The sequence below is a fragment of the Actinoallomurus sp. NPDC052308 genome, from assembly GCF_040679195.1.
Classification (GTDB): domain Bacteria; phylum Actinomycetota; class Actinomycetes; order Streptosporangiales; family Streptosporangiaceae; genus Actinoallomurus; species Actinoallomurus liliacearum.
In genome coordinates, this window is record NZ_JBFAUM010000002.1 from 902,151 (window position 1) to 922,534 (window position 20,384).

The window sequence follows — 20,384 nt, forward strand, 5'->3', positions numbered from 1 at the left end:
GATCATGCGCCGCCGACTGCTCCTGACCGCCTCCGCGATGTGCGCCGTCGCATTGCTCGCCGGCCTCTGGGCGACGGGCGGGCTGCGGGCCGCGCCCCGTCCCGCGCAACGCTCGGCGAGGAACGCCGTCGACCTCGGCCGGTACCGTCTCCGCGTGGCCGACGTGGTCGTCCGCCAGGTCGAGCGGGGCGGCGCCACGCTGGTCGTCACGCTCCGGGTCACGGTGCGGGACCGCCGGACCGTACCCGTCATGGACTTCGCGGTGAACGCCCTGTCGCTCGACGTCCCGCGGGGTACGCAGATCACCCCGATCAGCGCGGTAGGCCGCAGTCAGGACCTCGAGGTGAGCATGCTGAACCCCGGTGTGCCGACGACGGTCGTCCTGACGTACGGGCTCGGGCACGGGCCGGTCCCGGCCGGATTCCACGCCCGCCTCTCGCTGTGGCGCTACGAGCACCGGGAGGACTTCTTCTACGGGTACCGGCACTGGATCCCCCGCAAGCCGGACAAGCCCAAGGACGGCGACGTCGCCGACTACGTCGTGCCACTGCCGATCCGGTGGGCGAGCGCATGAGGCGCGCCGTCGCCGTCCTCCTCGGCGTGGCGCTCGCCGGCGCCGCGATCTGGGTTCGGTCCCACGCCCCCGACGACTACGACCGCCGGTACGCGCCGCTGGCCGTCACCGGGCACGTCGGAACGGCCGTGACCGCCGGGAGGTTCACCGTGCGGGTGGAGAGCGTGACGGTGGCCCGGTCGATCTCCTCACCGCAGAAGGAGCTCCTCCGACCCGAGGGCGTGTTCGTCGTGGTGACGACGGCGGCGACGAGCCGCCGCGACCCCGTACAGATCTCGACCGCGCTGCTGCGCACCAAGGACGGGCGGGAGTTCCGGGGCAGCGGCAAGGACGTCACCACCCCGGCCGCGACGACGCTCGACGACGTCACCCTCTCCCCCGGCCTGTGGCGGCGGGGCCCGTTCGTCTTCGAGATCCCGCCGTCCCTGCTGGCGGGGGCGACCCTGCTCATGTCCGACCGGCTGCCGGACGACAAGAAGGTCCCGGAGGGCTTCCCGCCGTTCGGGTTCGAGCTGACCGCGCAGGCGAACGTCCCGCTCGGGATCGGCGAGGCCGCCGCCCGGCGGATGGTGGCCGCCGCGGCCGAACGGGTCACGGTCCCCGGAGCCCGCTCATGAGCCGCCGCAGCCGAACGGGTGACCCTCCCCGGAGCCCGCTCATGAGCCGCCGCGCCGCCCTCGCCCTCATCGTCGTCCTGCCGTTGGCGGTGGGCCTGCCGCTGCGCGAGAAGCTGCACTACTACGCCACGCACCGGGCGCGCGAGGCGCTGACCACCGTGCCGACCGGCGGCGCGGGCACGCTGAACCACGCCTCCTGGCGCCTTCGCTCCATCCGGCCGGTCGGGGACCGGGTCGAGGTGGTCCTGGAGCAGACCGCCCTCGACCAGGAGGGCACCATCCAGCTCCAGAACGACTACCAGCTCCGCGACCGGTCCGGCCGCCGGTGGGAACTGGATCATGTCTCCGGCGGCGACCCGTACGAGCCCGGCGAACGCTCCACCCGCAAGATGCGCGGGCGCGTTCCGGCGGACGTCGCCGGTCAGGTGGAGTTCGTCATGCTGTTCCGGCCGGCCCCGCCGCGACCGGGTCCCCTTCCGGGGCTGCGGTTTCGTCGCTGACCCCGCCCGCCACCCCGACGGCTGCCGCCAGCAGCGCCACGTGCAGCACGGTGCGTACCAGCTCGCGCGCGAACTCCAGCGGCACGAGGACGGCCGGCCACGCCGCCGGGTCGTGGTCCGGTCCGACGAGGTGCAGCGCGCCGCGGAAGCCGTACGCCACCGCCAGGTCGACCGCGTAGTAGCACAGGCAGAACAGCCCGAGCGCGGGCGCGCCCGCCCGCAGGATCAGGCGCGTGGCGTGCAGGAGCGGCACCCAGCGTTCCCGCTGACCGGACAGTAGCCGCACCAGGTGCCGGTGTTCGGCGCCCGCCTGCGCCACCCCCTCCAAGCGGGTGCCCTCGAGCACGGCCTCGTGATCGTCGGGCTCGACACCGAGGCCGTACACGACGCTCGCCATGGCCAGCCACACCAGCGGCAGGGCCAGCGTGCTGAACGCGAAGCCGACCGCCTGCTGGTACGGGAGGTCGCCGCCGCCCGGCCAGCCGCGCCGGCTCGTCACCCAGTCGGTGCCCTTGCCCGCGAGCAGCAGGACGGAGGACACGGCGAAGAGGTTGAAGGCCGTCTCGCAGTAGGCCAGCAGCACGGCCAGCGGCCGCCGGCTCCGGTACCGTTCGAGGCCCGTCCTGAGCGCCCAGGCGACTGCGGTCGCCGCCAGCGCGAGCCACAGGTTCCTGACGTCCAGCGCGAATCCGGCGACGGAGCCGTGCGCCGCGCTGTTCAGGTTGCGCTCGACGTCGGCCCGGGCGAACGCGCGGACGTCGTCGACGTACATCCCCCAGGCGACGTAGATGACGACGAAGGGCAACAGCGCCCGGCCGATCGCGTCGAGGAACGGCTCGCCGTCCGTGCCGCGCAGCGCGTTGAGCATGCCGACGGTCACGGCGAGCGTGATCGTGATCAGGCCGGTCAGGATCAGCACCGCGAGCACCCGTCGCAGCTGCTCGTGGTGTCCGTGGCTCACCGCGACGCCCGCCCAGGTGAGCGCGTACCGCGCGAGATATCCGATGCCGAACAGGAGCGTGAGCGTCGCCAGATGGCGCCCGGCGAGCCGCAGGGCCGTCACCGGCAACAGCACCACGCCTCGCGACATGCCGCCAGAGCTTACGCCTGCGGGCCGGTCGGCCACGGCGTCAACGGGTCGGCGGATCTCCGTGGTCCGCCGGAGGAAGGAACGACGGCGGCGGGCCGGGACGGGGCCCCGGCGAACGGTACGGGTCGTCTCCCTGTGTGCCGTACGGGCTCTGCGGACCCGCGGAGGGCCCGTACGGGCCCTGCCCCAGCGGCTGCTCGTGGACGACCGGGCGGGATCCTCCGCCCCGGCGACGGGCCAGCAGCACCACGACGACCACGATCACGACGAGGACGACGGCCGCGACGATTCCGATCACCAGGCCGGAGCCGGAACCCGAGCCCGACTTCTTGGCGGCGGGTTTCGCGCTGTGCGCCGGACCCGTGGCGAGGTTCTTCCCATGCGTCGCCAGCCACTGGTCGAGTCGCTGGTAGGGCGGATTGGGCGCGGCCTTGTCCACGTCCTTGGTGAGGGCCCAGATCGGAACGACGGCGCCGCTGCCGGTGTAATCGTCGTGTCCCGCCGGGCCTGCCTCCACCGTCGTGTTGATGATCTTTTGCACGACGTCGCGTGCCGACAGGTTCGGGTACTTGGAGCGGATCAGCGCGACGGCGCCCGAGGTGAGGGCGGAGGCGGCACTCGTGCCGTTGCCGTTGGGCGCGAAGCGGCCGTCCTTACCGACCGAACCGACGCCGACGCCCGGCGCGGCGACCGCCACATAGGGTTGGTGCTCCCCCTGATTCCAGGCGAGTTTCTTACCGCTGATCGCGCCGACGGCGAGGACGCCTGCGCAATTGGCCGGAAATATCGGAGAGTTGGTGGTGGCGCCGGAGTTTCCGGCGGCGGCGACCACGACGACATCCTTCTGCGCCGCATAGGCGACCGCCTCCTGGAGGACGGACGCGTACGCGACGCAGGTCGGGCCGGGATCGTCAGAGGAACCGAGCGAGATGTTGACGACCTTGGCGCCGTGATCGACGGCGTAGCGGATCGAACTGGCCAGCGTGTACGGGGAATCGTCTGCGGCGATCGGCAGGATCTTCGCGCCCGGGGCGACACCGACCATGCCGTCGTCCTGCCCCTGGCCGGCGATCAACTCGGCCATCTGGGTGCCGTGGCCGTACTTGTCCGTGTCGACGCGGCCGTCTCCCGTGCCGTTCCTGCGGGCGTTGGTGCCGCTCAGCACGACGTTCTGCAGGCCGGGCAGGCTGCCGTTGACTCCGGTGTCGATCACCGCGACGGTCACGCCCTGCCCCTGCGTGATCGGCCACACCTTGTTCTGGATGTCCCAGAAGCTGAACCACCACTCCTCGAGGCGCGGGCCGGGAGCGGCTGCCGCTTCCGCCGCCGTACCCGTCGGCAGGATCGCGACGGCCGCGAGCGCGATCGCAGCCACACCTCGGACGAGCTTTCGCACGTGAATCCTCCTGGGTCTAGAACCGGGCGGGCCCTGCGGGATCCGCCCGCCCGATTCCATCAAGACTGCCGGATCGCGGGTGGCTCAGCCGATCACCGGCGGCGCGACGTCACCGTCGCCTCCCCAGACGTCCTCGTCCTCGGTCAACCAGGTGGAGCGCTCGCGCTCCTGCTCTTGACCGCTGCCCGCCCCCATGCCGCCCATCGGCACGCCGGACGCGCCGTTGGCCCCCTTGGCGCCTGCCATCCGCGCCGCGGCGGCCTCTTCCTCGGCGGCGAGTCCGCCTGCGGCACCACCGGACGACCTGCCCCCTGCCGTCCCGAGCCCGCGTGAGCCGCCGAAGCCTCCGACACCGCCGCCGAGGCCGTTGCCGAGACCGCCCCCGGAGCCGCCGAGGCCGTGTCCCAACCCGCCGCCGGGATTACCCAGACCGCCGCCACCGTGGCCTAGACCGTCGCCCAGCCCACCAGGGTTCCCTTGGTGCAGCCCGGCGAGATCTCCACCACCGCCGCTTCCCACGTGCGGGACGTTCCCGCCGGTGCCCGGGTGGGTCCCCCCGCCGGTGCCCGGGTGGGTCCCCCCGCCGGTACCCGGATGGATCCCCCCGCCGGGGTTGGGAACCCCGCCACCGGTGCCCGGGTGGATCCCCGCGCCGGGGTTGGGGATCTTCCCGCCGGGGCCGCCTGGATGGCCGGGGGTGGCACCGGAAGGAATGGGATGCTGATTGTCCAGCGGAGGCGTATCCAGGGGAGTGACCGTCGGGTTGTTGACCTTCATGGTCTCCGGAACGCCGCCGTTGTCGAACATGGTCAGCTTTCCCAGGGAGTCGTTACCGTTCTCCAGATACCCGACGTTCATGTAGCGCTGGGCACGGTCCTTGTTCCGCTTGTCGATCTCGTCCTTGCTGTCGTTGAACGCACCGAGGATCGAGAACTCCGACGGGCTGTACCAGTCGGTTCCCGGGTTGTACCAGTGAGCGTCGTCCTTGGTCGGACGGTTCTTCGTGTTCTCCGCGTAATCCGCGATGGTCTGCGCCTGGTTGTTGAACAGGTTGTTCTCGAGCATGCTCGCCGCGGTGGTGAGCTCACGCGCCTGCTCCCAGAGCTCCTTCAGCTTCTCCTGCATCTTGGCGGCGGAGTCGCCCTTCCACACCTGGGAAAGCTTGTACCCGGTCTGATAGATCGTCTCCGCGGCACCGGCCAGCAGGGCCGCCGCCGCCTGGTAGCTCTGCTGGTTGATCTTCAGGCCCTGAGACGACATCCCATCGAGGATGCGAACCATGTCGTCCCATTCGCCGTCCCATTTCCCCTTGGCACCATAGGTGTCCTGAAGGTGAACAGGGGGCTTCGGATCCGGGTCGCCCGGTGCCATGAGGAGTCCTCCCTTTCAGGTCAGCTCGTCGGTGTCAGGTCTGAGGGGTCTGGCCGGTCGCCGAGGGCTGGTTGGTGGTCGTCGGCGTGGTCGGCTGAGTGCCCGTCGTGCCAGGAAGTTGGGAGTCGGTCTCGGCCTTCAGGTGCACACCCGCCGCGCTGTAAAGCGCCTCGACGACCTGTTTGTAGGCGTTCACCCATTCGGTGTATGCCTTGGGGAACTCCGCGGCGACGTTCTGGATCGACTGCCAGATGACCTCACCGGCCGGATAGCTGGTCTTCTTGCCGTCACCGCCCGCACCGACGTCCCGGGCCGAGATCTGCTTGGCGACGTTGACGAGGTCATCGGGGTAGCCCTTGCCGCCCTGCCCCTTGCCGACGAGGAGGTCTCTGCGAACCCCGTCGAGCTCGTCGATGTAGCTCCTGACCAGCTTGTGGTCGACCACGACCTCTTTTGTGTTGTAGCCCTCGATGGTGGGCCATGACTGCTCGTAATACGGGTTGCCCACTGTGGCCTCCGCGCCTTCGCCACTCACTCGATCGGCTTCGGCCGCGTGGTCGCCTGCGACAGCACCGATCCTTCAGTCTCTTGGTCGGCCGTCGGCCCGCTCGGCGCTGGCGAGCGGGCCGACCGCCATCACGCGCATCAGTCGAAGAGGTTGACGCCGTACTTCTCGGCCTGCACGTAGTTGTCGTGCGCCGTGCCGATGGCGAGCCCGAGCCGCTGAACGACGGCCTGCATGTCGGCCGCCGCCGCGTCCCACTGGGCCTTGTACTTCCAGTAGGCCTGCTGGGCGTCGCCCTCCCACTCCGTGAGCTTGCTCTGCAGGTGCGTCTGCAGCTCGTCGAGCTCCTTGCGGATGGCGCCCGCCACGATCGCGAAGTTCTCGGCCGAGCTGGAGAGAACGCCGAGTTGGGCCGAGGTGGTGATGTCGCTCACTGTTCCTCCGTCAAGAGTCCGTCGTGTCCTCGGTGCCGCCGCCGGGATCAGCCGCCGGCCAGGAGCCGCTGCACCTCGCTGGCCGCCTCGCGGTTCTCCTGCTCCTTGGCCTCGAAGGTGATCGCGGTGTTGGTGAGCGCCTCGTGCATGCCCTCAAGGGCCTGGATGACCTTGGCGAAGTCCTCGTTGAACTCCTTGTGGACCGCACCGAACGTCATCGCCGCTTCGCCGCCCCAGCCACGCATGAGGTCGTCCTTGTGACCTTCCAGCGTGTTCTGCAGGCCCTTGATGATGTTGGCCTTGTCGTTGATCTCTCCCGCGGCCTGACGCATGGCCGCGTGATTGGCCTTGTGTGTACCGGACTCGGCCATCGGTCACCTCCTGTGACGTCGCGTGGTGCGCGCTCTCGCTCGTCGGTCTGGCTATCGGACGTGGGGAACGGTCGCACGGTTCCACCCATGCCACACCCCGTTGGCGACGATGACACCTCACCAGCCGACCCCCGCGACCGGCGCCGTCGAACAGACCGACAGGTGACGCATCATGACGCGAATCGCAAATAACTGTAAAGGTATCGACCGCCGCCTGTCCATGGCATTAGAAGGAGATTCGATACCTCGCAGCCGGACGTTCACTAAGTGCGACCGAATATTCATCCGGTCGGTTGTGCGCTCGGCTGACCAGCCTGGACGATCGGATTCCGGGCTGCGGTCGGGTCGAGTATCGGTCCGTTCGGTATGAGTCCCACGACACCGGCCGGAACCGGCACCGCGTCGGTCGACAGCGTGTAACCGAGTTTTTGTGCCACGTCCTTCGACTGCAGCGCGAATCGTCTTCCGTCAGTGACAAGAAAGACGGTGTTGATCTCATCTCTCTTTCCCTGTCCGGGAAGGACGCCGACCAGCGCCGCGCCGCCCGGCGGGAAGATCAACTGATCCGCGTTGCTCGCTCCGCCGTACGCGTTGTCGGGCGGCGCCGACAGCGTCGCGCCCAGCGTCACCTGGGCGCCGGCGTTGCCGCTCGCGTCGCTGTACGTCGCGCAGAGCGGGGTCGTGTCGGAGTAGGTGATGAAGCCCGGCATCCCGCCCTGCAGGTCGGGATTCGTGATGCTCCCGGCGTGCTTCGGCGCGCCGCTGAAGGCGTCGGGGCTGATCCGGTACGGACCGGCCTGGTCGCCGAGGGCGGCCTTCACCGCGGGGTCGATCGTGAGGAGGCGCGCCTCGATGTCGCTGACGGGGGCCAGTCCGTCGGCCATCAGCACGTACGACGCGGCGTTGGTCCCCGTCACGTTGGGCACGGTGAAGACCTGGCCCACTCGTCCCTGACCGTTCGGTCCGGTGGCGTTCTGGCCCAGACCCGGGATCGCGGGCGCCCGGAAGTCGGCGCCCGGGGTGAGCGCGTTGAGCCACTTCGGTGCCACCTTGGGCACGCTCGCCGTGGACGTGAGGGCGGGCAGCGCCTGCGCCGACACGCGCATCCGCTTGTTGTGCCAGATCATCCAGGGCTGCTGGTCGGCCTGGACGACGATCGCCTGGTAGGCGGGGAGCGGGTTGCCGCCGACGGTCTTGCCGGCGACCAGCGTGACCAGCGAGGTGTGTCCGCCGTTCGGCAGGTCGGCGGCGCGCACGCAGGCGGACCAGGGCATCTTGACCAGCTTGTTCGCGTCGGGGAGGGTGTCGGGCGCGCCGGGGATGCCGACGGTCTGGCCGCGGTCGTACTTCGCCAGGGAGTCCCGGGAGACGAGGTGCTGCTTCGAGGCGTCGGCGCCGGACAGCAGCTTCGCCGAGGTGTAGTTCGCCACCGGGCAGAGCTTGCGACTGCCGTCGAGGCACCAGATGTACCGCGCCCCGGTCTCCTTCTCGATGATGATCGTCCCCGGCTCTTCCAGGCCCTGGGTGCTCCCACCGTTTCTGATCAGCCCGATGATGCCGAACCCCGCCATCACGAGGATGGCGACCATCACGCCGATGAAGGACGCGACGTTCAGCCGGCGCATCGGCTGTTCGGGGGTGTCGGGCTCGCCGAGCATCAGCGCCTGGGACGCGCGTTGCGTCATCAGCCGATGCGCCTGGAGGAGGTCCTTCCTGGTCTGCATCTCTTCTCCGCCGGGTCAGCCCGCGAGATCGCGGATGTAGTCGTACAGGCCGAGCACACCGGGAGCGAGCGCGATCAACGCGACGATGAGCAGGATCTCCACGATGTCCCCCGCCCGTGCCCAGAACGGTGACGGGCGGTTCTCCGGCAGCCAGCCGCCCACCGCGACGACGACGAGCGCGCCGACGACCAGGGCGATGAGCACGACGACCCGTGACACCTGCTCGGTGGCGTGCAGCGACTGGCCGACGGCCAGCATGACCAGCCCGGCGAACCCGGAGAGCAGGAACCACAGCCGCTGCGCGCGGCCGCGGAAGATCCTCGAGCGCAGCAGCAGGGTCAGCGACGTGACGGCGCAGGCGACCGGCGCGGCCCAGCCGCCGGTGAACGCGAGCGCGAACTCGCCCACCAGGCCGACCAGCGCGATGCCCACGGCCATCCCGGTGACGAACCGGTCGGCCCGCCGGGTGCGGCCGAGCACCGCCTGGCCGTCCACCATCAGCGTGTCGCGGCGCAGGTCGTCGGCGCTGGTCGGGACCGGCGGAAGCGTCACCCGGGCCATCCGGAACGCCAGCGTCGGGATGAGCGGCGTCAACGCGAGGGTCACCGCCACCGTGACGGCCGCGACACCGCCCGCCGACACGCCGTCGTAGAAGAGGGCGACCGTCGTGCCGATCGTGCCCATCAGCGCGGCGAAGGCTGCGCCGAGGAACGTCGGCACTCCGTCGGCGATCGCGAACGCCGCGATCACCGCGACCAGGACCACCGCGGCGAACCCGGCGACGAGGTGCGGCGCCCCGAAGTCCCAGGGCGGAGTCGTCTTCTTCATGGGGCCGAGCAGGCCTGCCACGAAGGCGTACGGCAGCGCGACCAGGCCGATGACCGAACCGGCGACGCCGTCGCCCATGGCCCGGGACAGGGTGACCCCGGCGACGAGCAGCAGCAGGCCGACGGCGCCGGCGGTGATGGCGGGCACGACCCAGGACGGTCCGGAGAACAGCGGGAGCACCGATCCGACGGCCGGCACCGCCGCGCCCACGCCGATGCCGACGCGGCGGGCGTGCTCCGGACGCCAGCGGTCCGGCTTCTCGTTGACGCCCGTCGCCACCACGTCGGCGACGTCGTCGAAGGCCATCTCCGGCAGTTGCGACATTCCGGGACGGAGGTAGACCACCTGGCCGTCGCGAAGGCCGGCCTGGTTCGGCGTCGCGCTGGGGTCGAGGGGCGGTTCGTCCAGCCTTTGCAGCACCCAGCCGCCCTGCCCGAGGCCGACATTGGCCAAATCGTCACCGGCGTGTCGAAGAATGGTCGGGAAAAGTTCGGCGAAAGGCACATCCGCGGGGAGCGAGATGTCAAGCCTCCGGCTCGGCCCCACGACCGTGACCCTGCACAGATCCGCTCCAGCGGTCGGGCTCACGCGACTCCTCGCTTCCTCTCGGGTCGGCGATGACATCGCTCACCACCGGAGGAATCACTTACTCCGCCGGTGATGACTCTTAAGATGACAGCTCAGACCAGACGACGCCAAAATTATCAACAAACGAGCGCTCGACCGCTGGACGCAGGAGAGAAGCCCGATGAGCACCGTCCTCGTGCGACGCAAGGAGCGCCGGCAACCCCCGGAGATGCCGCGCGGCGAGATCCTGCTCGAGTCGCCGCCCGAGCTACCCGAGGTGGTCGGCAACTCGTTCCAGAACGTCCTCATGTACCTGCCGATGGCGGCGGGCGCGGGTGCGATGGTCTTCATGGTGGTGAACCCCAACTCCAGCCCACTGCAGTGGGTGTCCAGCGGCATGTTCGCCCTGTCGATGTTCGGCATGATGCTGGGCCAGGTCGGCCGGCAGAGCGGCGAGCGCAAGATGAAGCTCAACGGCGCGCGCCGCGACTACCTGCGCTACCTCGGCCAGGTCCGGCGTCAGGTCCGCCGCGCCGCGAAGATGCAGCGTGAGGCGCTGGAGTGGATGAGCCCGACCCCCTCGGGCCTGTGGTCCATCGTGATGAGCGCCCGGCTGTGGGAGCGCCGTCCCGCCGACCCTGACTTCGGGCAGGTGCGCATCGGGACGGGCGCGCAGAAGCTGGCCGTGCAGCTCATTCCCCCGGAGACCAAGCCGGTCGAGGACCTGGAGCCGATGAGCGCGGGCGCCCTGCGCCGCTTCATGCGCACGCACTCCAACGTGCCCGACCTGCCGGTGGCCATCAACCTGGCGTCGTTCGCGCGCATCTACCCGACGGGTGATCCGGCCGCCGTCTACGGCATGGTCCGCGCGATGGTCGGGCAGATCGCCGCCCTGCACTCCCCCGACGACGTGCGCGTCTCGGTGTGCGCCTCCCCGGAGCGGATGCCGTGGTGGCAGTGGGTGAAGTGGCTGCCGCACGCGCTGCACCCGACGGAGTACGACGCCGCGGGGCAGGTCCGCCTGCTCGCCCGCACGATGACGGAACTGGAGTCGCTGCTCGGCGCGGAGATGAAGGACCGGCCGCGGTTCAGCCCCGGTCTCACCGCCTCCGACCTCCCGTACCACATCGTGATCGTCGACGGCGGCGAGGCGTCGTACGACTCCCAGATCGCCGCGGACGGCATCGACGGCGTCTGCGTCATCGACCTCACCGGCACGACCAACCCGGTCGGCGAGGCGCACATGCTGCGGCTCGACGTCACGCCCGACCGCGTCTCCATGCTGCAGCGCGACCGTACGGGAAAGGACCTGGCCCGGCCGATCTGCCGGCCGGACGACATGTCGATCCAGCAGGTCGAGGCGCTGGCCCGGCAGCTCAGCCCGCTGCGGACCAGCTCCGCCAGCGCACCGGACGACGACGCGCTGTCGGCCGACCTCACGCTGACGTCCCTGCTCGGTGTGCAGGACCCGTACAACGTCGACCCCGCCGTCGTCTGGCGGCCCCGCGCCCAGCGCAACCGGCTCCGGGTGCCGATCGGCATCGACGGTGACGGCCGCGCGGTCGACCTGGACATCAAGGAGGCCGCGCAGGGCGGGTACGGCCCGCACGGGCTGGTCATCGGCGCGACCGGTTCGGGCAAGTCCGAGCTGCTGCGCACGCTCGTGCTGGGCCTGGCGATGACGCACTCCTCGGAGATCCTCAACTTCGTCCTCGTCGATTTCAAGGGCGGCGCGACGTTCCTGGGCATGGACGGTCTGCAGCACGTCTCGGCGGTCATCACCAACCTCGAGGACGAGCTCCCGCTGGTCGACCGGATGTACGACGCGCTGCACGGCGAGATGGTGCGCCGCCAGGAGCTCCTCCGGGCGGCCGGCAACTACGCCTCCCTGCGCGACTACGAGCGCGCCCGCGCGGAGGGGGCATCGCTCGCCCCCCTTCCCACGTTGTTCGTGGTGCTGGACGAGTTCTCCGAGCTGCTGTCGGCCAAGCCCGACTTCGCCGAACTGTTCGTCATGATCGGCCGGCTCGGCCGGTCGCTGGGCGTGCACCTGCTGCTCGCCTCGCAGCGCCTCGAGGAGGGCAAGCTGCGCGGCCTGGACACCCACCTGTCCTACCGCATCGGCCTGCGCACCTTCTCGGCCATGGAGTCGCGCGTCGTCCTCGGCGTGCCCGACGCGTACGAGCTGCCGCAGGCGCCCGGTAACGGATACCTGAAGATCGGCACCGAGTCGATGGTCCGGTTCAAGGCGGCGTACGTCTCCGGGCCGGTGGAGGCCGACGTGTCGTCCGCGGGCGGTCGCGGCACGGTCGTACGGCAGATCGTGCCGTACGTCCCGGACTACATCCGGCCCCAGGTCATCGAGGAGTCCCAGCCCGAGGAGGCGGAGCAGCAGAACAGCCAGGACTCCCTGTTCGACGTCGTCGTCCGCCAGCTCGATGGGTACGGCCCGCCGCCGCACCAGATCTGGCTGCCGCCGCTGGACGAGCCGCCGACGCTCGACCAACTGCTGCCGGCGCTGGCGCCGACGCCTCATCAGGGTCTGACCACCCCGGCGGGCTGGGACGGGCGCGGCAGGCTGCTCGCCGTCGCCGGCATCGTGGACAAGCCCTTCCAGCAGCGCCGCGACCCGTACTGGGTGGACCTGTCGGGCGCGGCCGGCCACGTCGGGATAGCGGGTGGTCCGCAGTCCGGGAAGTCCACCGCGATCCGGACCCTGATCGCCTCGCTGGCGCTGCTGCACACGCCGCAGGAGGTGCAGTTCTACTGCCTCGACTTCGGTGGTGGCACGCTGGGGGCGCTGGCCGGCCTGCCGCACATCGGCGGTGTCGCGAGCCGGCTCGACGCCGACCGGGTGCGCCGCACCGTGGCGGAGGTCACCCAGCTGCTCGACCGCCGCGAGCAGGAGTTCGCCGAGCGCGGGATCGACTCGATGGCCACCTTCCGGCGCCTGCGGGCCTCCGGCGAGTACGCCGGGGACGGCTACGGCGACGTGTTCCTCGTCGTCGACAACTGGCTCACACTGCGCCAGGACTACGAGAACCTCGAGGGCACCATCACCCAGCTCGCCGCGCGCGGCCTCGGGTACGGCGTCCACGTCGTCGCGGCGACCAACAAGTGGACCGAGTTCCGGTCGAGCGTCCGCGACCTGTTCGGCACCAAGCTCGAACTCCGCCTCGGCGACGCCTTCGAGTCCGAGATCAACCGCAAGCTCGCCGATAACGTCCCGACCGGACGGCCCGGCCGTGGCCTCACCCCCGACGGGCTGCACTTCCTCACCGCGCTGCCCCGGATCGACGGCGACGTCGCCGCGGACTCCCTCTCCGACGGGGTCGGCAAGCTCGTCCGTTCCGTCGCGGACTCCTGGCACGGGCCGACCGCGCCGCAGGTCCGCATGCTGCCGAACCTCCTGCCCATCGAGCAGTTGCCGCCGGTCGCGCAGACCGGCGCCCGGATCCCCATCGGCATCGACGAGGACGCGCTGTCGCCGGTGTACCTGGACTTCGCGCACGACCCGCACTTCCTGATCTTCGGCGACGCCGAGTGCGGCAAGTCCAACCTGCTCCGCCTCATCACGAAGAGCATCGCCGAGCGCTACGAGCCCGAGAACGCCCGGATGATCTTCATCGACTACAGCCGGGCGCTGTTGGACGCGGCCGAGCTCGAACACCGCATCGGGTACGCCGCGTCCTCCACCGCCGCCGCCACCCTGGTCAAGGACATCCAGGCGGCGATGACCAAGCGGCTGCCCCCGTCGGACCTGACCCCGGACCAGTTGCGCAGCAGGTCCTGGTGGACCGGGCCGGAGTTGTTCCTGATCATCGACGACTACGACATGGTCGCGACCTCGGAGAACCCGCTGCGGGGCATCGCCGAGCTCCTCCCGCAGGCGCGTGACATCGGCCTGCACGTCATCGTGTCCCGTTCCTACGGCGGCGCCGGTCGCGCTCTGTACGACCCGGTCATCCAGCGCATCAAGGAGATGGGCTCCCCCGGCATGGTCATGTCCGGCAACAAGGACGAAGGCGTCCTGCTCGGCAACATCAAGGGCCACAAGCTGCCCCCGGGCCGCGGCTACCTGGTCGACCGCCGCAGCGGCACCCGCCTCATCCAGACCGCCCAGTCCGAGTAGCCATGGGAACCGCCCGGATCCAGTAGCCATCGGAGAGAGCATGACCTTAACCAGGCGATCGGTGGGGCCGCGAGCCGCGGCCACCGGCTCACTCGGCTACGTCGTATCGCCAGCGCTCGCCGGCCCGCGCCTTGCATGCCGCGATGAGTTCTTCCGCGCCGTGCCCGAGGTCGTCGACCTTGCACAGGACGAGACTGTCGGATTCGGCGGACCACCGAGGATAGAAAAAGCGCCTTTCCGACGTTGGCTTCCCGGGCTTGAGGGAAACGGAGAGAAGCAGGATCGCCTGCCCACCACTGGGCGCGACCTCTATGCCGATGGCATCGATCTGATCCCAGCCGATGGAGGTCTTCTTTCCCGCCATGGCCACATGGACCGCCGACCCGTCCACGGCGACGTAGAACGGCAGAATCGATACCGCGACGAACATCAGGGCGATAACGAGGAAGAGAGCCACTGCGGCGCCCAGCATGTAGACAGAACCGGAAACACTTTCCTCCTTCGCGAACAAAGGAATGAGGGCCAAGGGCACGGCCGCGACCAGAGCCGAGACGACCGCCGCACCGACATAATTCGTTTTCTTTCCGCGGGAGACAGCTTCCACGACCGAAGGTTACCATGCCGGCCAGAGCTTTCAATAGAGCCGAAACCGCCGACCGAAGGAGCACTAGATGGCGCCATCACCCGAACTAGTGGCCAATTGCAAAAAGATCGCAGGCCAGGGCGGTGAACTGGCGTCCGAACCACACGCCTACATGAATCTCGCCCACGAATATACGGAAAAAGCCTGCAAGATGCCCTGGCTGGCCTTCGGCATCATCGGTAGCCTGTTCCTTTCGGACGAGTACGAGGCCTCGCGACACGGCATCTCAGAAAGCATAAAGGGAGGGGTCAAGCAGCTCGAGACCGCCTCCCAGGGGCTCGTCAAGGTCGCCAATTCAATCGCAAAAGCGGAGGTTGCCAACACGGTTGACGCCAAAGCGAAGAGGGATCCTGGTTTCAAATATGTCGAGCCGTCGGGAAGCGGAGGGTTCACCAACTTCGAAGCCGCCGGCCTGTTCGGAGGTGTGACTCTCGCGGCCGAGAACGCAGCGATCGCCGTGGTGAACGGCGCGTCTGCGACACTCGCGCCGACAGCCATCCTCGCGACCGTAATCTGGGCCATGTTCATTCCGGATGACGACGCGCTCTCCAAGGCGGTCGGCGGGTGGGACGCTGCCGCAACTAACATCAAAGGGGTGACCGGGGACACCTGGAAAGGCGTCCTCAAGACGCTCGACGATAATTGGAAAGGTGACTCACACACAGCCTTCTCCACCTGGTCCGACATCTTCAGCACGGAAGTCGATCAGACCGCGACCGCAGCCGAGACCAACAGCAAAGCCCTTAAGGACATTGTCAATAATCTGCATCACCTGCAGAATGAAATGTTCATCTTCGCGATGGGCTGCTTTGCTGCGATCATCGCTTTTGCGATAGGCGAAAAGCTCCCCTACATAGGCCCGATCTGCGCCGTACTCAAGCAGATTCAGGGGGCAGTGCTGAGCGGAGGAACCGCGACTTCAGTCGCGGCCGTGGCCGGCACTCTGGCAACGGTGCTGGGGCCGCTCAAGCAGATGTTCGACTCGTTCGGCACCAACTTCGCCAAGCTCGAGCCGAACAAGGGCGGATCAGGCAACTCGTTCCAGGACATCAACATCAAGTGGGCCAGTCCTACTATCTGAGCACGACCAGAATTCTAAGGCGAATTAAGTGAGAGGAGCCACTCATGGCGGGCACCGGAAATCCAGAACTGGATCGCGAGGTGCAGAAGATCCAAGAACGCCTGCAATATGCGCTTTCTGCGGCATCGCAGCTCAGTGAACTCAAAGGCGAAGCCCAGAATAAAGACGGACACGTACGTGTTGTCATAGAATCCACTGGCATGCTCTCCGAACTGGAGATCAACCCGAGAGCCATGAAACTGGGATCCGCGGCACTCGCGGAAGAGATCAAGGCCACCGTGGTCGCGGCGCAGACGGATCTGTCACAGCGCAGCCAGGAGTTGATGCAGCCGCTCATGGGCGACATCGGAAGGCTGCAGCAGGCCAGGTCCAGCGGCGCGCTGCAGGAGGTGGCAGACGATCTCCTCAACGGGCCAGCCGCGGTCAGTCGTTCCTCGGATCCGGTCGCCGAGGCCGTACGCCAGTTCCAGCGCGTACGCGAGATGATGGGGCTTGAATAGCGACGGCCCCGGAGGCTGTCGTCCTCCCTTGGTTCGACGTTGCATCACCCACCGGGTCCATCGGAAAGCCCCAGCCGCGGCGATCGGCTCGATAACGTGACGACATGCCGCAAGGTGAGTTCTGCCTGCACGACAACCGAGCCGGACTGGCTCGGCTCACGGCAGTCTTCGGTGGTATGGGGGTCGTCGCGTCGGCGGCCGGATTCCTCTACAACCCGCACTGGTGCATTTTCGGGGCGTTGGGAATCGCAGTCGGCGCGATGTTCGCTCTGATCGGGATACGTAATCCGTTAACGGTCACACTGTCGGGCGCGGGACTCACCGCGCAGGGGCGCGACGGCGTCGGCGTCATCCCCGCGTCAGCGATCGAGGCGGTGGGTCTTTCCAAGATCGGCCATGTGCACTACGTCATTCTCTGGTACGACGCGGCCGTCGTCCCATCGATACCCCGGGCCTTCGACCGGTATCTTCGCGCCATGGCGCCGGGCGTCCCCGGGCGGATTCACATCGGCGCGTTCAGCGAGACCGACGACGCCGAGAGGATCAGCGAGCTCCATCGACTGGTCGCCGAGACCGGCCTCGGCGAGTGGCGAGACCATCCTGCCGACTGATGCCCGGCGGCCCCACGGGCCGCGCATGCGTCCTCCTACCTAGCGGTGTAGGGACACCTGTGGTTAGCCTCTTATTCACCGATCTTGACGGAGAAGGAGGCCACGTGGTCGAAGTCAACACCGCCGCGCTGAAGACCGCCGCGAGCGATTTCTCCAACACGCTCCTGCCGCTGGTCGAGTCCGTGAAGACGCTCGTCGACCAGAACACCGAGCTGCCGGCCATGTCGTGGGGTGTGATCGGCGCCATGACCGTCAGCGGTAATTACCATCCGGCCCGCGACTACCAGCTCCGCCAGCTGAAAGACGCCGTCAAGTGCCTGCACGGCGTGAACGCCGGCCTGTACAGCGTCGCGCTCCACTACGACGAGAAGGAACTGGAGAACGCCCGGGCCGCCTACCAGGCCGCCAACGGTGTCACCGACCAGTCCAAGGCGGCGGCCAAGGTGCACGAACTCGAGCAGCGGGTGTCCAAGGACACCGAGGAGTTCAACACGGCCAAGAAGAGCGACGACTCCTACCACTAGACCGGCGTCCGCGCACACCCGAACGAGGAGGACCGTCAATGGCAGGTGAGGGCGAGGCTTACACCGCCGGTGTCGAAGTCGGCGCGATGGGCCTGATGAAGTTGCTGGCGAGGTGGATCCCGGCCTTCTCCAAGATCCAGTTCGCCGGTCGGCTCGCGATTCCCGCGGCGGGGGCGGGGGCGATCTGGCTCCTGGCCAAGCCGTGGGGCGACGACGACATCGAGAAGAGCTGGAACGCCTGGCGCTCGGCGAGCCAGAACCTCCAGGACATGCGGTTCAACGACTGGGACAACAAGGTCAAGGCGATCCAGGCCGCCTGGCCGGAGGGTGCGGACCGTCAGCAGTTCGACAAGTTCATCGCCACGGTCAAGAACGAGTTCTACCAGACCGACCAGGCGCTGGGGGCGATGTCCACCGCCGTGCAGAACGCCCAGACGCAGATCCACCAGATCATGCACACGGTCGGCATCGTCGCGGACCTGCTGCTCGCGACCATCATCGCCTGCGAGCTCGCGGAGGCGGCCTTCCCACCGGACGCCCCGATCGTCGAGGCGCTGAAGAACGCCACCGGCGCGGTCCTCATGGGCGTGACGGCCGTCGGGGTCGGGTCGGTCGTCGTGGCGCTGCTCTACAACCTCGGCAACATCGCCGCGCTGGCCTCCTCCGAGACCGCCTTCCCACAGCCGCAGCCGAACCGCGGGAGCGGCAGCCTCACCAAGAACACCGACTTCGACGACATCAAGGTCCAGAACACCCAGCATGGGGGCTGGACGTACTACTGACCGGGCTGGACGTACTACTGACCGCTCAGAGCCCGTACCGGCGACGCATTTCCTGGAACTGCCGCATCGCGTCCTTGAGCTGCGGGTCGTGCAGGTCGGACTCCGCGTCCGGGTTAAGGCTGAGCAGCTTTCCCTGCAGCATCTGGCTGAAGTCGGCGCTGCGTCCGGTCACGGAGCCCATGATCTCGTTCATGCGCTCGGCGGCCTCTTTGGCGGCATTCCCGGCCGCCTCGAGGATGGCCTCGGCGAGCGCCTCCGACCCGAGGCGCATCGCCCGCGGGTTGATCTGCAGCGACGACAGCGCGCCGCTGGGCAGGACTTCGACCTCGACCTGGCCGTCGGCGGCGGTGGCCCGCCCCTTCAGCGACGAGAGCTCTTTCCGCGCCTCCTCGAACCGCTGCATCTGCTCGCCGACCTGCGCCAGGATCCGATCGAACTCTTCGTTCCCGGTGTGACCGAAGAAACCGTTGTCCGACGCCATGTGTCCCTCCGGGGAAATCGCCGTTCAAGGGGCGGTTTCCCCCACCTTAACGGCGTTGATCTTGCTAAGGGAGATCCCGCAGTCCGTCAGCCCGTCTCTTCCCGCTCGGACGACGGCGTACGGCGGCCGGGGCGCCAGTTGCGGCGGCGGCCCGCCGGGATGATGATGCCGCCCGCGACGACCGCGCCGGCGATGCCGAGCGCTCCGCCGACGAAGGACAGCGCCACCGTACGGCTGAAGGTGTCCTTGTGCTCCGCGGTGACGATCGCCACCGGCTTCGGCTTGACGGTGGCGGTGCCCGCCTGGCCGTTCTCCTCCGGCAGCACCGCGGTCACGGCCCGGAGGGGATTGAGGATTCCGGCGCCGGAACCGACCGAGGTGCGGCCGTCGGCGGTCGCCTCGATCCGGTGCTTGATCTGGGCCGCGGTCAGGCTCGGGTGGTACGCCTTGATGAGCGCGGCCGTGGCGGTGACGTACGGCGCGGCGAAGCTCGTCCCGGGTCTGCTGGCGTAGGAGTCGTGGGGCCACGTGCTGTTCACGTCCACGCCCGGCGCGACGACCGACACGCGTGACTTGGTGTCGGTGAAGGCGGCGACCTTCCCGTCACTTCCGACCGCGCCGACCGAGATGACGCCGTCGTAGCTGGCCGGATAGAGCTCCTGTTCGGTGGCCTTCTTGTCCTTGTCCGTGTTGCCGGCGGCCGCGACGACGAGTGCGCCCTTGTGCTGGGCGTACTCCACCGCGCTCTTGAGGAACGAGTAGTTCGGCAGCGTGATGGAGACGTTGATGATGTCGGCGCCGAGGTCGGCGGCCCGCCGGATGCCCTCGGCCACCGGGCGGGGCGGGTTGTTGGTGTCCTGGGTCGCGGCCTTCACGGAGATGAGCTGGACCTTCGGCGCGACGCCGAGGAACGGCACGTGGCTGCTCCGCTGGTCCTGCGCCGCGATGATGCCGGCGACCATGGTGCCGTGACCGTTGCAGTCGCGTTTGTCGGTGTTCGTCACGTCATACGTGTCGATCGGAGGCAACTGCGGATGCGAGGTGTCGACGCCACTGTCCACGATGGCGACCTTCACGCCCTCGCCGCGGGTCAGCGGCCAGACGTCGGTGAAGTCGAGCATCAACTGGGGATACGGCGCCGCCGTCATGCCGGATGCGGGATAGCCGTTGGCGACGTCACACCGCTGCGGCGGCGCCACCGTCTTGGTGACCGTGGGCGCGGGCGTGGGTGTGGGCGTGGGGGTGGTCTTCGGCGTCGGGGTGTGACTCGGCGGCTTCGGCGTCGTCGTGTGCCGGGTCGGCCTCGCGCTCGTCTTCTTCGTCGTCTGGGCCGCTCGCATGACCGGCATCCCCGCCGCGCCGCTCGGCCGTGCGGTCAGCGCGATGGGAACGGTGACCACGGTCGCCAGTCCCAGGCCGCCCGCGACGGCGACGGCCGCCGGCTTCAGTCTGCCCACCGCGCACCTCCCCACCACTCGTCGAAGACTCTAGACGATCTGCCGCGAACGAGCCCTGTGCCGGAAAACCACGACGGATCGCCCGGCTGTGGAGGATCCAGATCGAGGTCGCGTGCGTCGTACCTGAGGAGTGAGCTTGAGGAAGGACACCAAGGTACGGAAACCGTAAAGTAGGCAGGGCCGAATCGTTAAAAGG

The 20,384-nt window shown here is 68.7% G+C and carries 20 protein-coding genes; 9 read left to right on the forward strand and 11 right to left on the reverse strand.

The genetic code is table 11. From position 1 onward, the window contains the following. The first annotated feature begins 4 nt into the window (after window positions 1–4). The 3 genes from AB0L00_RS10345 to AB0L00_RS10355 are packed head-to-tail and all read left to right on the forward strand — an operon-like array spanning window position 5 to window position 1,691. Window positions 5–574 carry a hypothetical protein gene (locus AB0L00_RS10345; RefSeq protein WP_364431088.1) on the forward strand — a complete coding sequence of 190 codons (570 nt, stop codon included), beginning with the start codon at window positions 5–7 and terminating at the stop codon, window positions 572–574. Next, window positions 571–1,191, forward strand: a complete 621-nt coding sequence (locus tag AB0L00_RS10350) for a hypothetical protein (protein ID WP_364431091.1) — start codon at window positions 571–573, stop codon at window positions 1,189–1,191. The genes AB0L00_RS10345 and AB0L00_RS10350 overlap by 4 nt, the downstream gene beginning before the upstream one ends. A gap of 41 nt (window positions 1,192–1,232) precedes the next feature. Beyond that, window positions 1,233–1,691, forward strand: coding sequence for a hypothetical protein (locus tag AB0L00_RS10355; RefSeq protein WP_364431093.1), 459 nt, complete (start codon window positions 1,233–1,235; stop codon window positions 1,689–1,691). Here AB0L00_RS10355 and AB0L00_RS10360 read toward each other — a convergent pair. From AB0L00_RS10360 to eccD, 8 genes are all read right to left on the reverse strand, one after another. Continuing rightward, window positions 1,627–2,781: a hypothetical protein gene (locus tag AB0L00_RS10360; RefSeq protein WP_364431096.1), complete on the reverse strand. Its 1,155-nt coding sequence runs from the start codon at window positions 2,779–2,781 to the stop codon at window positions 1,627–1,629. The two genes, AB0L00_RS10355 and AB0L00_RS10360, sit on opposite strands and share 65 nt — an antisense overlap. A gap of 40 nt (window positions 2,782–2,821) precedes the next feature. Next, window positions 2,822–4,237, reverse strand: a complete 1,416-nt coding sequence (locus tag AB0L00_RS10365; RefSeq protein WP_364431623.1) for a S8 family serine peptidase — start codon at window positions 4,235–4,237, stop codon at window positions 2,822–2,824. 24 nt (window positions 4,238–4,261) lie between these two features. Continuing rightward, window positions 4,262–5,437, reverse strand: a complete 1,176-nt coding sequence (locus tag AB0L00_RS10370) for a hypothetical protein (protein WP_364431099.1) — start codon at window positions 5,435–5,437, stop codon at window positions 4,262–4,264. A 145-nt stretch (window positions 5,438–5,582) separates the two neighbouring features. Further along, the gene (locus AB0L00_RS10375) at window positions 5,583–6,056 is read right to left on the reverse strand and encodes a hypothetical protein (RefSeq protein ID WP_364431102.1); all 474 of its coding nucleotides are present in this window, start codon (window positions 6,054–6,056) and stop codon (window positions 5,583–5,585) included. A 137-nt stretch (window positions 6,057–6,193) separates the two neighbouring features. Continuing rightward, window positions 6,194–6,487, reverse strand: coding sequence for a WXG100 family type VII secretion target (locus AB0L00_RS10380; protein ID WP_345355639.1), 294 nt, complete (start codon window positions 6,485–6,487; stop codon window positions 6,194–6,196). Between the two features lie 47 nt (window positions 6,488–6,534). Continuing rightward, window positions 6,535–6,858, reverse strand: a complete 324-nt coding sequence (locus AB0L00_RS10385; RefSeq protein WP_345355642.1) for a WXG100 family type VII secretion target — start codon at window positions 6,856–6,858, stop codon at window positions 6,535–6,537. 281 nt (window positions 6,859–7,139) lie between these two features. After that, entirely contained in the window at window positions 7,140–8,582 is a 1,443-nt protein-coding gene (gene eccB, locus AB0L00_RS10390; RefSeq protein ID WP_364431107.1) for a type VII secretion protein EccB, read from the reverse strand. A 15-nt stretch (window positions 8,583–8,597) separates the two neighbouring features. Then, window positions 8,598–10,034: a type VII secretion integral membrane protein EccD gene (eccD, locus tag AB0L00_RS10395; protein ID WP_364431110.1), complete on the reverse strand. Its 1,437-nt coding sequence runs from the start codon at window positions 10,032–10,034 to the stop codon at window positions 8,598–8,600. Between the two features lie 124 nt (window positions 10,035–10,158). Between eccD and eccCa the strand changes: the two genes are divergently transcribed. Further along, entirely contained in the window at window positions 10,159–14,109 is a 3,951-nt protein-coding gene (eccCa, locus tag AB0L00_RS10400) for a type VII secretion protein EccCa (protein ID WP_364431113.1), read from the forward strand. An 88-nt stretch (window positions 14,110–14,197) separates the two neighbouring features. Here eccCa and AB0L00_RS10405 read toward each other — a convergent pair whose 3' ends face one another. Beyond that, entirely contained in the window at window positions 14,198–14,713 is a 516-nt protein-coding gene (locus tag AB0L00_RS10405) for a hypothetical protein (protein WP_364431116.1), read from the reverse strand. A 67-nt stretch (window positions 14,714–14,780) separates the two neighbouring features. Here AB0L00_RS10405 and AB0L00_RS10410 point away from each other — a divergent pair, with 67 nt between their 5' ends. The 5 genes from AB0L00_RS10410 (at window position 14,781) to AB0L00_RS10430 (ending at window position 18,250) form a co-directional block, all read left to right on the forward strand. Beyond that, the gene (locus AB0L00_RS10410) at window positions 14,781–15,833 is read left to right on the forward strand and encodes a hypothetical protein (protein ID WP_364431119.1); all 1,053 of its coding nucleotides are present in this window, start codon (window positions 14,781–14,783) and stop codon (window positions 15,831–15,833) included. A 44-nt stretch (window positions 15,834–15,877) separates the two neighbouring features. After that, window positions 15,878–16,333 (forward strand): YbaB/EbfC family nucleoid-associated protein, encoded by a 456-nt coding sequence (locus AB0L00_RS10415; RefSeq protein ID WP_364431122.1) that lies wholly within the window; start codon window positions 15,878–15,880, stop codon window positions 16,331–16,333. Between the two features lie 104 nt (window positions 16,334–16,437). Continuing rightward, complete coding sequence (locus AB0L00_RS10420; RefSeq protein WP_364431125.1) at window positions 16,438–16,944, forward strand: hypothetical protein; 507 nt, start codon at window positions 16,438–16,440, stop codon at window positions 16,942–16,944. 104 nt (window positions 16,945–17,048) lie between these two features. Continuing rightward, entirely contained in the window at window positions 17,049–17,468 is a 420-nt protein-coding gene (locus AB0L00_RS10425) for a hypothetical protein (RefSeq protein WP_345355669.1), read from the forward strand. A gap of 38 nt (window positions 17,469–17,506) precedes the next feature. Then, on the forward strand, window positions 17,507–18,250 hold the full coding sequence (locus AB0L00_RS10430; RefSeq protein ID WP_364431128.1) for a hypothetical protein: 744 nt from the start codon (window positions 17,507–17,509) through the stop codon (window positions 18,248–18,250). Between the two features lie 25 nt (window positions 18,251–18,275). Here the strand turns inward: AB0L00_RS10430 and AB0L00_RS10435 are convergent, their stop codons facing one another. Together AB0L00_RS10435 and AB0L00_RS10440 are read right to left on the reverse strand one after the other, a co-directional pair. Continuing rightward, the gene (locus AB0L00_RS10435; protein ID WP_364431130.1) at window positions 18,276–18,731 is read right to left on the reverse strand and encodes a YbaB/EbfC family nucleoid-associated protein; all 456 of its coding nucleotides are present in this window, start codon (window positions 18,729–18,731) and stop codon (window positions 18,276–18,278) included. A gap of 86 nt (window positions 18,732–18,817) precedes the next feature. Then, complete coding sequence (locus tag AB0L00_RS10440; RefSeq protein WP_364431133.1) at window positions 18,818–20,188, reverse strand: S8 family serine peptidase; 1,371 nt, start codon at window positions 20,186–20,188, stop codon at window positions 18,818–18,820. Between the last annotated feature and the right edge of the window lie 196 nt (window positions 20,189–20,384).